Here is a 14,533-nt window from a genome sequence, read left to right as displayed (position 1 = left end):
TCGTGGGGTAGAACGGGAACAATCCCTACATTTTGGCGAAATCCTCAATTTAGCAAGCGTTAGACGCATTTATCTCGATGAATTGCCCCACAATCCCTCCTTAGGAATTGGTGTGATTAAATTAGTAGTAGAGTCGGAAACGGCAGCGGTGAGGACTGCTCAAACCCTAATTGAGCGGACCAGAGAAGAAATCACCGACCAGTCCAGTCAACGGCAGTTAATTAACCTCATCGAAAGTATCATTATTTACAAATTACCCCAAAAAAGTCGCGAGGAAATTGAAGCTATGTTTGAACTAAGTGATTTAAAACAAACGAGAGTCTATCAAGAGGCACTGGCCGAAGGAGAAGAACGGGGTTTAGAACGGGGTCTAGAACGGGGTCTAGAACGGGGTCTGCAAGAGGGGGAACGTCTGGTGGTGGAAAACCTGCTCCGAGTCCGTTTCGGTGAGTTAGACCCAGAAATTCAAGCTATTATCAGCCGGATTTTACAACTGTCCCCAGAAGAATTTACCCCTTTACTCCTACAGTGTTCCAAGCAGGAACTCTTAAACCAATTTCCCCCAGAAAAGTCGCGAGGAAATTGAAGCTATGTTTGAACTAAGTGATTTAAAACAAACGAGAGTCTATCAAGAGGCACTGGCCGAAGGAGAAGAACAAGGTCTAGAACGGGGTCTGGAACAAGGTCTGGAAGGGGGTTTAGAACGGGGTCTCGAACGCGGTCTCGAACAGGGGGAACGTCTGGTGGTGGAAAACCTGCTCCGAGTCCGTTTTGGTGAGTTAGACCCACCACTGCAAGGGATTATCAGCCGGATTTTACAATTGTCCCCAGAAGAATTTACCCCTTTACTCCTACAGTGTTCCAGAGAAGAACTCTTAAATCAATTCGGTGTCCTTCGAGAATAACCGAAAAAAGACCATCCTTTTTAAGGATGGTCTTTTACCAAGAATTAACTCGGATTCGTCTGCTTACTGGAAATTAAGCGACGATAGCAAAGTTGCTGGCATTTAAATTCACTGCCAAAGTAGAGGTTGCAATAAGAACAGTACCAGCGCTGAAGTTACCATCAGCATCGTAGAACAACTGCTTGCCGGTTGTGTCGTAACCAAAGCGCACATTGCTGGTGGCGGTCTGATTAGCCGTGAGGTTCGCGAAGGTATCCACGAGGATTGTATTAGCACTGTTAGTTGCACCTGCCACAGCACTGACCGCCAAGGTGGCCCCCACTGCTGGAGCGCCGGCAAAGGCGGCATTACTTAGGGCGAACACATCGTTATTATTTGCTACTGCCGTGAAGTCAGTGATTGTAACGCCATTACCAGTAGCGGCTTTATTCAAGACGAACTGGTCGTTACCACCGCCACCAGTTAGGATATCTAGACCACCGCCACCAGTTAGGGTGTCGTTCTTGGCACCACCAGTCAGGACATCGACCCCCGCACCACCTGTAATCTTGAAGGAACCATTAGTTTCAGCAGCACCATTAAAGGTTAAGGTTTTGGTGGTGAAGGAAGAAGCATCAACAGTTAAAGTCGCACCACTTGCCACAAGGGTATCCACAGTGGCGATTATCGTGTTAGCGGCGGCTTCTTTAAAGACAACCGTCTCAACGTTGGTAACACCATTAATAGCAGCAGCACTCGCACCAACTTTAACGGTTAAGGTGTCATTGCCATCGTTTCCATTGAGGTTAACACCATTAATCTGATTGTCTATCGCCGTCAGGGTGAAGGTGTCATCGCTCTTACCGCCGACAATCTGTTTTATACTACTGTCTTTGCCCAGATTCAGGGTCAGTTTCCCGGTAAAGTCAGTGGCATCCAAACGATCGGCAGCGTCCGTGACGGTAATCTTGCCGTCAATGGTCAGGTTTTTATCGCCTGAAATCACAAAGTTGTTCTTTCCCGCCACACTCTTTATTGTCGCTACGGTTGCGTCACTATTTTTGAGAACACTATCAGCTTTGACAACAATATTGACATTAGCAGCGGAGTTCAGGTCAACAATAGTCGTCCCAGCAACAGTACCATTCAGGTTAACAGTCGAAGCTTTTGTTGTATCGTTGAGTTTGAGAGATAGCTGATTGGCATACCCAGCCGCCAGAGTCAAGGGGAATTTTTCGGCGGTGTTAACCTGCAAGTTACCGGACTTGATAACGAAATTCTTGACTCCAGAGATGTTGACAATATCAGCTATGGCACCGGTCGACCCAGTGAACTCAATAGTCTCAATGTTAGTAATGTTTGGGGTAACTAGACCCACACCCAAGATTTGTGCTGTCAGAACATCAGCGTCAGCTGTACTAGGGTCTTGAACAAAACTATTTGGAAGGAAGGTTAAAGCCTCAACGGTGTTGTTAGAGGAGTTGAGAAACTGACCTGCGGGGGCGACTTTAGAGCTGGCCGAAGCGGTGAGAACTGCCCCCTGTTCTAACAAGGTAAAGGTAGTTCCCGTACCGCCGCCACCACCAGCGATAAATTGAGCAATTTGTGCGTTAGCCGCCGTTACGCTAGCGGCATCGGCAGTGACCGTATTCACAATGACCCAGCCACTACTATACTGGGCTGAGGTAAAGGTGGAGGAGCCATCAGCCGCCATGGCAACCGCGAAGTTTTCTGCTACCTGAGCGCGGTTCGTCAAAGCCTGTTGGCGTGCGGCGGGGGAGTACTGATTTAAAACGACTGGAAAATCAAAAATCGCCTGGGGGGAGGACAGAAGATAGGTATCAGCCCAGTAGGTTAATTCTGCCGCCGGAATGGCATCGGCGGCAATCCCGTAGAGATTTTGGAAAGCTTGGGTGACATAATCACGACGAGCCGCCGCATTCTGAGACAGCACCGTAGGGGATGCTAACATCGGATAGGCTGTCTTGGCTTGACTAGAGGTAGAAAATGCCTGCACCGCTTGATTCCAAGAAACTGCCTGACCTGCGGGACTCGCCCAATAGGTAAGGTCAGAAGCTGACGGGGGCAGCTTGGTGTACATCAAGGACAGAGCAATGATTGAAGATTGGGGAATAGCCATAATTTTGTTACCTAAAACTCCTCACACTAGGACAGGAAACGATTTTAAAAATCAAAGAAGCTGCAAGCGTCTCTGAAGCATCACAACCAATCATAGGGGAGGCATTATCATTTGTCAAGCAGAACTATAACAATGGGAGCTAAAGTTAAATCCACTTTTTTTCGTGTGACCGAAGATACCAGTGCTAGAAATGCTTGCTAACTCATTAAAGAACAACTACTAGCATAGCGCACGGAATTCCAGATTTGAGAGATAGGCGGTCAAATTTAACATTATGTGACGATTCGTTTTAACCCTATTCGATTTGTTTGCACGAAAGAGACTAATAACTAATAGTGCCAAGCGGGACAGATATCTGAGGCCACATTGAGAAAGAGACAGTCCACTGTCGCCAACCCCCCTCCCTCGTCCCGGTACTCATCCCCCAAGTCCCAAAGGTGAAAACCGAAGCCTAGTAGCCAATTGGCCAATTCTGTCAACAGAGGTGTCTGGGGTCCATAGCCTCGGTATAACCAACACTCTAACAATAAGACTGAAACCTGGGGGAGGATCTGGACTGCTCCCTTAAGAATAGACCACTCGTATCCCTGGGTATCTATCTTGATGATTTGGGGGATTGGTAACTCTCCCCGCTCCACTAAACCATCTAGGGTGAGGAGCGGAACCGTCACGGGCGATAGTGCTAAACCTGACCCCTCCATCGGGAGGGCGGTGCTGGCCACCAGATTAGGAAAAACATTCAGGGTGACAGTTCCCTCCCGTTCTCCTAACGCCACCCCATAGAGGTGAAAATTGTCATGAAGCTTTAAACTTTCGGTCATAAACTGCTGATAAGCTGGCGCGTGGTTTACTAACGGCTCAAATAGATAAAACTGAGACTGGGGAAACACCTCAACAATATCCCTAGACCAGGAACCATCCGAGGCCCCTACATCATAAATAACTTGGGGGGATAACCCTTTAGCTTGCAAACGCTGGAACATTTCTAAATCTAACTGAGCAAACTTTTCCCTCGTTTTATAGGTATCGGCAACGGACTTATAGGCAGAATTCGTCATGGGTGGCTCTGGTAGTATCAGTTAGGGGTTAGTTCTAAACGAGTGTTGACAAGAACACAGTCTAGGGTGGCAGGGGTAGCGTCGGGGTCACTTAAATCTAAAGCACTACTGGCCACCAGATTGGGGAAGATATTCATGGTGACTTGGCCACTTTTTTCGCCTAAAGCAGGGTATAAACGGAGATTTTCTGGAATAATCGCTAGATAGGCGGGACCATAGTTGATTAGAGGCTCAAATAGATGAAATTCCGCCTTGGGAAGCACTTCACGGCTGTCTTTTGACTAAGAGCTATTAGAAGCACCAATATCAAAGTTGACTTGCGGTTGGTAGCCCAAGTTTTTCAGTCTTTGAAATACGTCTAGAGCTAATTGGGCCAATCTGGCTTTAGTTTTATAGGTTTCCCCCAGAAATTTATAACTGGTAGCTTCCATAATTATCCTTGAGTATAGTTAAGCATAGTACCAGTCGGGAGTTATTCCAGATTTTGTGTTAACAAAAACACAGTCTAGAGTGACTAAAACACCCTGTTCGTTACGGTAGGGTTCGACCACATCCCAAAGTCGAAAATTAAAGGGTAGTAGCCAATCAGCAATTTCCGTTAACAGAGGTGTATTTGGTCCGTAGCCCCGATACAGCCACGATTCTAAGATTAAAATATCAACATTGGCGAGGGTTTTTTGCGCTCCCTTCAGGATCGATAGCTCACTGCCTTGGGTGTCAATTTTGATTACCTGGGGTATGGGCAAATTTAAGGAAGTTATCGCTTCATCTAGGGTAAACATTGGTACAGGAACTGGTATAGTTTTGATTCCCGTGCTAGTCATATCTAGGGCAGTGCTACTGACGACGCTATCGGGAAAGACATTGATAGTTATATCACCACTTTTTTCACCAAGGGCAATTTTATGCAAATGAAAAGAAGGATACATTACCAAGGTTTTTTCGATAAATTCTCGATATTCAGAGCAGTAATCAATTAGAGGTTCAAATAAGTAAAATTCGGCCAGTGGAAGTACTTTTTTAACATAACAAGACCACCCACTATTAGAAGCGCCAATATCAAAGATAACTTGGGGATGATAACCGAGATTGGACAATCGTTGAAAAACCTGAAGAATCTCTTTGAGGACTTGCTCGTCACTCAACTTTTCTAATACTTCTTGATAATTTTGGTTAATTTGGATTGGGTTATCATTCATACCAGCTAATGGAGAAAGTTTGATGGGTTTGTTTTTCAATTTTATTTAATGGCGACATAAGTATGAGATACAGATAGAACCTCATATTTACTATAGCCTTTACTGTTTAATTCTGCCAGAATAGCATCGGTGAGATATTGTTCTCCATCTTGCCAAATATCATTGCGAATAATATAGGAAACATCAAGGGAAAGAGCTGCTTCCATATACAGATTTGAAGGCATAAAATTAAAGTAGTCAGAGAACATAAAATCTGCTAAATTCTTAGCGTAAATGTCCTTGTTTTCTGACTCTGAAGAAGTTGATAACAATCCTTCTTGCTCTTGTATAGCTACCAGAGGTTTTAAATCTTCTAATTGTTTATGTTTTTGGAGATAGAGAAATATGTCATCTTTTGATAGTCTTAAATGAATCCAAGGATAATCGGCAAATAAACCGTATTGATGATGACCTTCGTAGGAATTCCACAGAGGCGCAGCCACACAGTAAATTAATCCTCCTGGTTTTGTCACTCGCCATATTTCCGAAAAAGCCGCTTCAATATTGGGAATATGTTCCATAGTAGCGGCGGAAAAAACTAGATCGTAGTAGTTATCGGGTCTTGTCATCGATTCGGCTGATTCTTGAAAGTAGGAAACTTTTTCATGAGTTAAGCCTTGGCCGATATCTTCGCAAACATCAAGACCGTGAACGACGGCCGCTTCTAGAAAAAAGCGGCAATCCCTGCCATCGTTACAACCCACCACTAAAACTTTTTTGTCCCTTAGCTTGTGACTGGGTATATATCTTAGGCAATCGTTAGCAAAATAGTTGAGATAATCCATAAACTTCTTCGATATTAGGTTTGAGTTTCTAAGCTGAAAAATAAGTAGCTGGCATAACAGAAGCAGACCAAAGTAAGGCTTGATGGAAGACCTGATAATCTTGGAAAAAGAAAACATTGCCCCAAGAATTATCGAGGGAATAGGCAGAATTACAGTAATAACTAACGTCGGAACTGCCCCAAATACGATAGATAACTAGATGCCAATGATAATCTCTTTCCTTCATAGCATTGACTAAATCTGGTAATTGATTCATCGCTCCCGAACGACCAAAGGGAAAATTTTGATCCCAAAATTCCGCAACTACCACGGGATAACGATAGTTACCCATACCTTTGATTACTTCTAAATCAAAGCCTTCTGTGTCAATTTTAACCAGACCAATATCTTTGGGTAATTCCTCGGCATCGTGGAGACTAGCTAGGGTTTTAACAGTAACGGGAATAGTATCGTTAAATACTAAACCTTCGGAAAGAGAATGCTTAGTTAAACTGCTATAAAAGCTGGCATCTTGATAGGTGTTGTCGGCGGTTTCATCGGTGGCTATATGCAGTTCTTGGGTTTGATTTTCGGAACCGAGAGCAAAGGGAAAAAGCCGAAAGTTAGGATGATCACCGAGGCGATTTTTGAGCTTATCGATTACAGCAGGAAAAGGTTCAAAGGCATAAACTTGATAACCAACTTGTAGGAGACGACTAGAAACATCGCCACGATTAGCACCAATATCTACTGCAAGACGATAGGGAAGATAGGAATATAAATAAGTCATTAATTCGATGTCTAGATCTTGAAAATATTGTTGATCGGTAATGACTTTATATTTTTGAGAGTGAATATCTTCAAAGATTTGGCGGTTCTCTTCGCTGATTTGACGGAGATTTTCTTGTATTTTTTGTATGGTTCCAAAAATAGCATCGCTTTGCTGTTGGTAAGCTTGATAAATTCTCTGGAAAGAATCGAGAATTAAATCACTATGTTTTTGGGAGTCTTGTCGCACATCGCTGGCTATTTTCTGGAAAGTATCGAGAGTTAATTCGTGCTGTTTTTGAGATTCGCTGGCTATTTTCTGGAAAGTATCGAGAGTTAATTCGTGCTGTTTTTGAGATTGGCTGTGATTTGTCTGGAGTTTTTCCGTCAATACTTGAATATTTTTAATTATATCTACGGAAAACTTCAGCAAATAAGCTTGATTTTCCAGTGATAAATCAGCCTTTCGCTTGGTTTCTGTATTTTCTTGTCGGATTTGCTCCGTTGAGTTATTGAGTTGCTGAACCTTAAAATCTAAGGGATCAAGCTGATTAAGTTTCTCCAGTTGAGCAAGTTTTTGGAGTTGTTCGAGTTGGACATGACTGAGGGAATCAAGTTTTTCTAGAAATAAATCTTTGACTGCTTTAAATCGCTGAACTATTTTATTTTTGGCTAATAATTGTTTCATCATGGGGTGTATTTTAGGTATAGAGGATCAAGGTTTAGAGGGAAACTGATTAATTTCTCGGTTAGTTTCGGGAACTAATAGATCCTGACGGATAAAGACGATTTCCTTTTGCAAGAGAGTCCCATCTATTGGTGATCGCCATTCTCCTGTTTCGTCATAATAGCGAAATCCCAACTGGTCTAACCAATGAATCATTTCACTAATAACTAGAGATTTCTCATCGTATCGGATCACGGATAGTTCGGCGATAATCAAATCCACTTGGGGGAGAAGTGCTTGCGCCCCTTCTAAGACAAGATGTTCGGCGTATTGAACATCTATTTTGAGAATGCCACGCCCAGAAATCTGCTGCTCTGCGGCGATCCGATCAATAGTAGTGACAACCACTTCCAACGGCTGATAGTCTCTCAAATCGGCGGGATTAAGCAGGGAACTACAGTAAAAATCGGCAGAAACTTGCAAATTTAAACGTCCTTCTTCATTGGAAACCGCCACTTCCAACAATTCTGCCACGGGGATATTGCCGATAAAATAATCTCTAGCGAACTGCTCATATTGGGAAGTCAAGGGATCGATGAGAAGATAACGAGCTTCAGGGAATAATTGACTAACGGTAAAAGACCAGATGCCGTGGGAGGCACCGACATCGATAACGAAATCCGGTTGATAACCCTGGTCTTGCAGACGACGCATCACTTGATAAACTGGCACATAGTCTTTATAAATCTTTTTGGGGACGGGTGGTTCAATAAAAGGCACGGCATCGATCGGCGATCGAGGTAAAATCGCTTCAAATCTGTCATCGGCTGCTTGTTCTTTTTCTAGGGACTGCCACACCCAATCGTTAATATCTTGATCGGAGAATTTTGCCGCTACCTTAACGGCATTTTCTCGCATTCTTTGCTGATTTTCGGGGTTAAGAACATAGTCCACAGCTGCTCCCAAACTTTCAGGTGTATAATCACAAACCACACCGATTTGAAAGCGATTAATAAAGTTAGCCGCCGAGGTTTTATTACTGCCTAAAAGAATTACCGGGGTGTTAGCGGTGGCGAGGTTAAAAATAATCCGGCCAGGTAAACTAAGACGAGACAATTCTGTACGATCATCTCTTTCGTCCATGGTTCCCGTGGGAACAATAACAAAGGGATATGCTTGTAGTTGTTGTCCTAGTTGTTCTTCGGGATAAAGTCCTTGGCTATAAAGTCCCCATTTTTCTAATTCTGCGGGAGATTCTTGGAGCCAATAATAGTTAGAATTGCCATACCAATCTAGTTTAATTCCTGCCCCTTGAATACTTTCGAGAAGCGATTGGAACCATTGGGGACTCCAAATACTCCCTAATAAAGCTCCCCATTTTTCTTGACAGCGTTGGGGAGAAACTTGGGCAACTTCACTATTAATGAGACGGTGGGGAACGATCGCCGGTAGGAGCCAAAATTTGTAGCCGTACTTATTCTCGTAAGCGTTGCGGAGTTCGGGATGGGTGGCAAAACGAACGGAACATTTGCTTAAAAACTCTTTCATCAAATCATCGGATATCTCCTGAACGCAGATATTCTGATCGTCCATGATGTAGGTGGCAAGGGGAACGTTAAATAATTCCTTAATAGCGATCGATGTCAGAATATCGCTGGCGTAATAAGGGACACAAAAAACTTTTTGGACTTGATGGTGTCCGAGAGTTTGTAGAATTGATTGAAATATCGCCGGTCGCGACATTTTCTTATGGTCAAGATGGAAGCTTAAGACCCCGAATTGTTGTTCACCGCCATAGTGATTATCGGAACGGATGGAAATAATCTCGCTATCATCGGGAAAGATTCTTCTGACCAAGGCTCCTGTCCCGTGACTTTGATTGACTTCACTAGCGGTAACGATCACAGTACACTTAAGGCTATTTTTCTCGAATTGTTCAAAGCGATTATCGATGGGTTTTCCCTGTTCTAACGATCTCCAGAGCCAATCATCAAAATGATCGGCTTTTAAGCTTTTGGCTAATTTTTGACTGGAATAACGGAGCCGCAGTTGATTGCTTTCTATTCGCAGTTTCTCTATTTCTGCTAATAAGCTTTCAGCTTTATAATCACAGACAGTTCCTAGGTCGAATTCTTTGACGAACTGAGCGGCGGCACTATCTTCACGACCAACAATGATGATCGGAGTATTAGCAACGGCGGTAATAAAGGGAATGCGGGAAGGCAAACTCAAACAGGCGAATTCGGGCCGCTCTTGCTCGTTTTCAGAACTGGCGGTGGGAACGATTGCAAAAGGGGCTTGACGTAAGTAGTAGATGAGAGCATCTTGGCTGCAGTAACCTTTAAAAAAGATACCATCTTGTTCTAACTCTGCTTCTTGGAATTGCAACCATTGACGATTAGGATTGCCATACCAATCTAATTTGATCTGGGATTCTCGACATAATTGCCTGAGATTTTCTAACCAAGTCTGAGACCAGATATTACCGATCAAAATCCCTCTTGCCATAGAATCGGGTGCCGTAATTTCTGGGGGCATTAAATAACTTTCAACTAGGGGCGGTACAAACCAAATTTTCCTTTCGTATTTTTTGCTATAGGCTTGACAAAGGGGCTTAGAAATGCCTAAAACTAGATCACTATTATCGATTAATTGCTTAACAATACCATCGGCCACAGCCCTGACATAGATGTTTTGATCATCCATCAGGTAGGTACAAACCGGGACTTGAAAGAGAGATTTAATCGCTGTGGCTACCAAAAAATCTTCAATAAAGTAGGGAATTACTAGGACTCTTTTCGGTTTTAAATAAATAAATAAATTTTGGATTTTTACTAAAATTTCCCCGTAGGAACAACCGCGCACATCTAGACAAAAATTATGGATGCCAAAATCCTGCTCCCCTCCGTAGAGATTAGTGGTTCGTAAGGAGACTATGCCACTGGTATCAGGAAAAACTCTTTTTAAAAGAACTCCCACCCCGTGCTGTTCATTGATTTCGTTTGAAGATACTATAACATCATAACTTTCTTGGAATTTGTCGGCAAAACTATTTAATTCTTGTAACGACAAACTAAGTTCTTTTTGTAGTTCCTGATAAGAGGTGATCATAATGATTAATTTTAATAGGCTTTAACTATAGACATTCCCTTGCCTCTGACAGATTTTCTCGGAAAAATAAAGTATAACTTCATTTTGCCTACTACACCGTCATCAAGATAACTGCTGTTTTTTTCTTGGTTATCTCTCTATAAATTTTATATTTTTGGATATACCCTGTCAAATTTATTCTTATCCATCCCACAAAACGGAGATTGATCATTGCAAGGCTTAATGTTTTAAGATTGTTAATCTCCTTTTTACTAACTTCGGCAACTGCTCTCACAATGACCCTTTTATATCGCTTTTTGTTTCCCCATCAGGAATTATCATCTTGCCTTGGCAGACTAGAACTGATGCACCACCCACAGAAACTTCCGTAATGTCACGGTGGTTTTTCTGGAACTTTAATTGTAAACTGCTGGGTCTGCCCATTTCCACTCCTTGGATTATTGTCCATTGATTCATCCCTTCCCTAGAAGATTCTAACCCCCCTAGATACCCAGCTAAAGCGGCCACAGCCGAACCGGTGGCGGGATCTTCCATAACTCCTAAACCGGGGGCAAACATTCGCCCATAGAGACGAGATTGGGGTGATTCTGGGTCAAAACAGCAGACAAAAAGGGAATTAGCGGCGGATTGGGCGAGTAAAGATGACCAGAGGCTTAAATTAAGTTTGATTCTCCCTAAAGTTTCCCGATTTTGCACGGGGATGAATAAAAAAGGGAGACCGCAGGAAAAGGCGCGGGGGGGATAACCGGGTAAGAAATCGGCAACGCTTAGGGAAAGAATCGCCGCTAAATCATCGAGAGCATAAGTATCGGTCACTAATTCTGGCAATTGTGCCACTTTTAACTCACTATAGACGGGTTTTTCCCCGTCCCTGCTAATTTTTACCGGTACTAAACCGACTCCTTCCTCCAGATAAATCGTGGTTTCTTGGTGGGGGGGAATAGCAGCGATTAGGGCTAAAATATAGGCTGTGCCGACGGTAGGATGACCAGCAAAGGGTAATTCGGTACTGGGGGTAAATATCCGGACTTTTTTAGTGCCTTGGGGCGTTTCTGGCGGAAAAACAAAGACTGTCTCCGAGAAGTTAAATTCGGCGGCGATTTTTTGCATCTGGGTGCGGGTTAATCCAGATGCTTCCGGAAAAACCGCCAGGGGATTACCGCCAAAAATGCGATCGCTAAAAACATCGGCGGTATAGTAGGAATAGGTAGGCACGCGGGGAATAGGGCAACAATTATCGGAGAATTTTCTTATCTTACACCTATTTTCACCAGTTACCGCCCCGGCGCTCTGTCTAGGGATAGATTCTCCTTGTCAGTCCTGTTGGTTTCTATTAAGAAATAATTAAAATACAGAGTTTTTCATAAAGATAAGGTATGTCTTGATAGGGCATCGTCTCGGAGTCTCCTAATAACTGCTATAGGCTCTACTACTTATTCGGTTCTAATCTGGCTAATAAACTGACTAACTTATCTCTGACGGAATTGTGAGTGTATTCGTCTTCAGGGTGAGGTTTTTGATTGGGTTGTTGAAAATAGGGACGTTCCCCGTATAATTGTCCCCATTTCACATCGACTCGGTGTACTAATTCATAGAGTAATTCTTGATTGTCTAAAATTTCTTCTAGGATTAACTGTAAAGCTTGAACAGGATTATCTAAATTTTGACTGACTTTGGTTAATTCTTCATCAACGATAAGCTGTAAAATTATCTGCAAAGCTCCCGAAGAATCCCCTAAATTAGCGGCAATAAACTGTTTAATTTCAGTCTTTACCTGCACTAATTTGGGGACAGGAGATTCCCCTTTGAGGAAATCCGCCCCCTCTTGAGCGATAAAATCTGCTAGGGTAAACTCGCGCCTTTCGATGATATCTTGGGAAAAATCCGGTTCTTCAGGTGTCATAAACTAAAAAGATTAGCGATAATAGAATCTAAGACTTATTGTGACATTTTTAGGAATATCTATGGGCATCGATCGCAGAGAGTTTCAGCACCGTCGTCAGCAGGTAATGGAAAAAATCGGCAATGGAACCGCAATTTTTCGCAGTGCGCCCATGGCGGTCATGCACAATGACGTAGAATACACCTATCGTCAGGATAGTGACTTTTTTTACCTGACAGGATTTAATGAACCGGATGCGGTGGCGATTTTAGCACCCCATCACCCCGAACATCAGTTTATCCTGTTTGTGCAGCCAAAAGACCCAGAAAAAGAAACTTGGACCGGCTATCTCCACGGTGTGGAAGGAGCAAAGGAGATTTTTGGTGCTGATGAGGCCTATTCTATCCAAGAATTGGAGGAAAAATTACCCCAATATCTCGAAAAAGCCGAACGAATTTATTATCATCTCGGACGGGACAAAACTTTTAATACAAACGTTCTTAATCACTGGCAAAAATTAATCGCCACTTTTCCCCGTCGCGGCACCGGACCGACTGCTTTAGAGGATACTAATTTTATTCTCCATCCTTTGCGCTTACTGAAAACCGAGGCCGAATTGGACAATATTCGCAAAGCAACCGCTATTTCGGCCCAGGCACATAATCGCGCCAGAGAATTCACCAAAGTTGGTCACTATGAGTATCAAATTCAAGCGGAAATTGAGCATACTTTTCGCCTAGAAGGGGGTATGGGTCCTGCTTATCCTTCTATTGTTGCTAGTGGTGCTAATGCCTGTATTCTGCACTATATCAACAATGATCGCCAAGTACAAGAAAATGAGCTTTTGTTAATTGATGCCGGTTGTGCCTACAATTACTATAACGGTGATATTACCCGCACTTTTCCCGTTAATGGTAAATTTACCCCCGAACAAAAAATTATCTATGAAATTGTTCTAGAAGCTCAATTAAAGGCGATTGAAGTGGTAAAAACTGGTAATCCTTATAATCTTTTTCATGACACAGCTGTGAGGACAATTGTGGAAGGATTAGTGGATTTAGGGCTATTGGTCGGACCCATTGATGAGATAATTAAAGAGGAAAAATATAAGCCTTTTTATATGCACAGAACCGGCCATTGGTTAGGATTAGATGTCCATGATGCAGGAGGTTATAAAGTTAACGAAGAAACTTGGCAAACTTTGCAGCCCGGTCATGTTTTAACCGTGGAACCGGGGATTTATATCGCTCCCGATATTAAACCTGCTGAAGGACAGCCGGAAGTGCCGGAAAAATGGCGGGGTATCGGTATCCGTATCGAAGATGATGTGTTAGTTACTGCCACAGGAAATGAGGTTTTAACTGCAACAGTTCCCAAAAAAGTTGAGGATATCGAATCTAAGTAAAAAGCTAGGTGTTAAAAATTGTCAGATTCCCCCTAACCCCCTTATTAAGGGGGGATCAAAGGCAAAATTTATCTTCAAAGGAGATTCAATTAAGTTTTTTCTAGAGATTATTATGGTTGTCACCAAAGAAAAATTATATACCTTTGCGGAATATTTAAATTATCGGGACTCCACAGATAATAAATACGAATTATTTAACGGAGAATTAATTTCCATGCCTCCCGCTAGTGGCTTTCATGCTTTGATACTTAGATCTATATTTAAGGTGTTAGAAAGGGAAATAGAGAGGCTACAATTAGACTGGCAAGTTATGCCCGCTACGGTGGGAATTCGCACCGATAAAGCTAAATCGAGAATTCCAGATTTAATGATTTTAACTGCCGAACAATGTCAAGAGATTAGAAATATGACCACAGCAGTGATTGAATTTCCTCCCCTCTTAGTTGTAGAAATTGTGAGCCACGGTAATGCCGACGATGACTACCGTTATAAGCGTTCAGAATACGCAGTGAGAGGCATTCCTGAATACTGGATTATCGATCCTATTGCTCTAAAAATATCAGTTTTAACCCTGATTTCGGGATTTTATGAACTGGCAGAATTTAACAAAGAAGAT

14 protein-coding genes are annotated in these 14,533 nt (G+C 42.8%); 4 read left to right on the top strand and 10 right to left on the bottom strand.

Annotated features, from left to right (window positions below):
* Together IM479_RS06305 and IM479_RS06300 are read left to right on the top strand one after the other, a co-directional pair.
* Nucleotides 1-586 (top strand): DUF2887 domain-containing protein (locus IM479_RS06305; protein WP_287685070.1); only part of this gene is annotated, 586 nt, incomplete at its 5' end.
* Nucleotides 587-590: 4 nt separating this feature from the next.
* Nucleotides 591-905, top strand: a complete 315-nt coding sequence (locus IM479_RS06300) for an RpnC/YadD family protein (RefSeq protein ID WP_287685069.1) — start codon at nucleotides 591-593, stop codon at nucleotides 903-905.
* A 73-nt stretch (nucleotides 906-978) separates the two neighbouring features.
* Here the strand turns inward: IM479_RS06300 and IM479_RS06295 are convergent, their stop codons facing one another.
* The 10 genes from IM479_RS06295 to IM479_RS06250 all read right to left on the bottom strand — a co-directional run bounded on the left by IM479_RS06295 (nucleotide 979) and on the right by IM479_RS06250 (nucleotide 12,533).
* Complete coding sequence (locus IM479_RS06295; protein ID WP_287685068.1) at nucleotides 979-3,024, bottom strand: beta strand repeat-containing protein; 2,046 nt, start codon at nucleotides 3,022-3,024, stop codon at nucleotides 979-981.
* Between the two features lie 329 nt (nucleotides 3,025-3,353).
* Nucleotides 3,354-4,082: an FkbM family methyltransferase gene (locus tag IM479_RS06290; protein ID WP_287685067.1), complete on the bottom strand. Its 729-nt coding sequence runs from the start codon at nucleotides 4,080-4,082 to the stop codon at nucleotides 3,354-3,356.
* 17 nt (nucleotides 4,083-4,099) lie between these two features.
* Nucleotides 4,100-4,345, bottom strand: coding sequence for a class I SAM-dependent methyltransferase (locus IM479_RS06285; RefSeq protein ID WP_287685066.1), 246 nt, complete (start codon nucleotides 4,343-4,345; stop codon nucleotides 4,100-4,102).
* A gap of 18 nt (nucleotides 4,346-4,363) precedes the next feature.
* Complete coding sequence (locus tag IM479_RS06280) at nucleotides 4,364-4,513, bottom strand: hypothetical protein (protein WP_287685065.1); 150 nt, start codon at nucleotides 4,511-4,513, stop codon at nucleotides 4,364-4,366.
* 18 nt (nucleotides 4,514-4,531) lie between these two features.
* On the bottom strand, nucleotides 4,532-5,281 hold the full coding sequence (locus IM479_RS06275; protein ID WP_287685064.1) for an FkbM family methyltransferase: 750 nt from the start codon (nucleotides 5,279-5,281) through the stop codon (nucleotides 4,532-4,534).
* A gap of 41 nt (nucleotides 5,282-5,322) precedes the next feature.
* The gene (locus tag IM479_RS06270) at nucleotides 5,323-6,105 is read right to left on the bottom strand and encodes a class I SAM-dependent methyltransferase (RefSeq protein ID WP_287685063.1); all 783 of its coding nucleotides are present in this window, start codon (nucleotides 6,103-6,105) and stop codon (nucleotides 5,323-5,325) included.
* Nucleotides 6,106-6,133: 28 nt separating this feature from the next.
* Nucleotides 6,134-7,543, bottom strand: coding sequence for an FkbM family methyltransferase (locus tag IM479_RS06265; RefSeq protein WP_287685062.1), 1,410 nt, complete (start codon nucleotides 7,541-7,543; stop codon nucleotides 6,134-6,136).
* Nucleotides 7,544-7,567: 24 nt separating this feature from the next.
* On the bottom strand, nucleotides 7,568-10,630 hold the full coding sequence (locus IM479_RS06260; protein ID WP_287685061.1) for an FkbM family methyltransferase: 3,063 nt from the start codon (nucleotides 10,628-10,630) through the stop codon (nucleotides 7,568-7,570).
* Between the two features lie 270 nt (nucleotides 10,631-10,900).
* On the bottom strand, nucleotides 10,901-11,845 hold the full coding sequence (locus IM479_RS06255) for a PhzF family phenazine biosynthesis protein (protein ID WP_287685060.1): 945 nt from the start codon (nucleotides 11,843-11,845) through the stop codon (nucleotides 10,901-10,903).
* Nucleotides 11,846-12,059: 214 nt separating this feature from the next.
* Nucleotides 12,060-12,533 carry a hypothetical protein gene (locus IM479_RS06250; protein ID WP_045358069.1) on the bottom strand — a complete coding sequence of 158 codons (474 nt, stop codon included), beginning with the start codon at nucleotides 12,531-12,533 and terminating at the stop codon, nucleotides 12,060-12,062.
* 61 nt (nucleotides 12,534-12,594) lie between these two features.
* On the opposite strand from IM479_RS06250, the gene IM479_RS06245 reads away from it, so the two are divergent.
* Together IM479_RS06245 and IM479_RS06240 are read left to right on the top strand one after the other, a co-directional pair.
* Nucleotides 12,595-13,917, top strand: coding sequence for an aminopeptidase P N-terminal domain-containing protein (locus tag IM479_RS06245; RefSeq protein ID WP_286826124.1), 1,323 nt, complete (start codon nucleotides 12,595-12,597; stop codon nucleotides 13,915-13,917).
* 112 nt (nucleotides 13,918-14,029) lie between these two features.
* The coding region (locus IM479_RS06240; RefSeq protein ID WP_287685059.1) for a Uma2 family endonuclease at nucleotides 14,030-14,533 on the top strand (504 nt) is incomplete at its 3' end.

It is taken from the genome of Microcystis sp. M165S2 (assembly GCF_020245885.1).
Classification (GTDB): domain Bacteria; phylum Cyanobacteriota; class Cyanobacteriia; order Cyanobacteriales; family Microcystaceae; genus Microcystis.
This window is presented reverse-complemented; position numbering and strand designations above follow the sequence as displayed.

Excerpts from the sequence above, each read along its gene's own strand:
- IM479_RS06280 (WP_287685065.1), bottom strand. The coding sequence starts at position 4,513 with ATGGAAGCTACCAGTTATAAATTTCTGGGGGAAACCTATAAAACTAAA.
- IM479_RS06250 (WP_045358069.1), bottom strand. The coding sequence starts at position 12,533 with ATGACACCTGAAGAACCGGATTTTTCCCAAGATATCATCGAAAGGCGC.
- IM479_RS06300 (WP_287685069.1), top strand. The coding sequence starts at position 591 with ATGTTTGAACTAAGTGATTTAAAACAAACGAGAGTCTATCAAGAGGCA.
- IM479_RS06275 (WP_287685064.1), bottom strand. The coding sequence starts at position 5,281 with ATGAATGATAACCCAATCCAAATTAACCAAAATTATCAAGAAGTATTA.
- IM479_RS06245 (WP_286826124.1), top strand. The coding sequence starts at position 12,595 with ATGGGCATCGATCGCAGAGAGTTTCAGCACCGTCGTCAGCAGGTAATG.
- IM479_RS06265 (WP_287685062.1), bottom strand. The coding sequence starts at position 7,543 with ATGATGAAACAATTATTAGCCAAAAATAAAATAGTTCAGCGATTTAAA.
- IM479_RS06260 (WP_287685061.1), bottom strand. The coding sequence starts at position 10,630 with ATGATCACCTCTTATCAGGAACTACAAAAAGAACTTAGTTTGTCGTTA.
- IM479_RS06295 (WP_287685068.1), bottom strand. The coding sequence starts at position 3,024 with ATGGCTATTCCCCAATCTTCAATCATTGCTCTGTCCTTGATGTACACC.
- IM479_RS06270 (WP_287685063.1), bottom strand. The coding sequence starts at position 6,105 with ATGGATTATCTCAACTATTTTGCTAACGATTGCCTAAGATATATACCC.
- IM479_RS06290 (WP_287685067.1), bottom strand. The coding sequence starts at position 4,082 with ATGACGAATTCTGCCTATAAGTCCGTTGCCGATACCTATAAAACGAGG.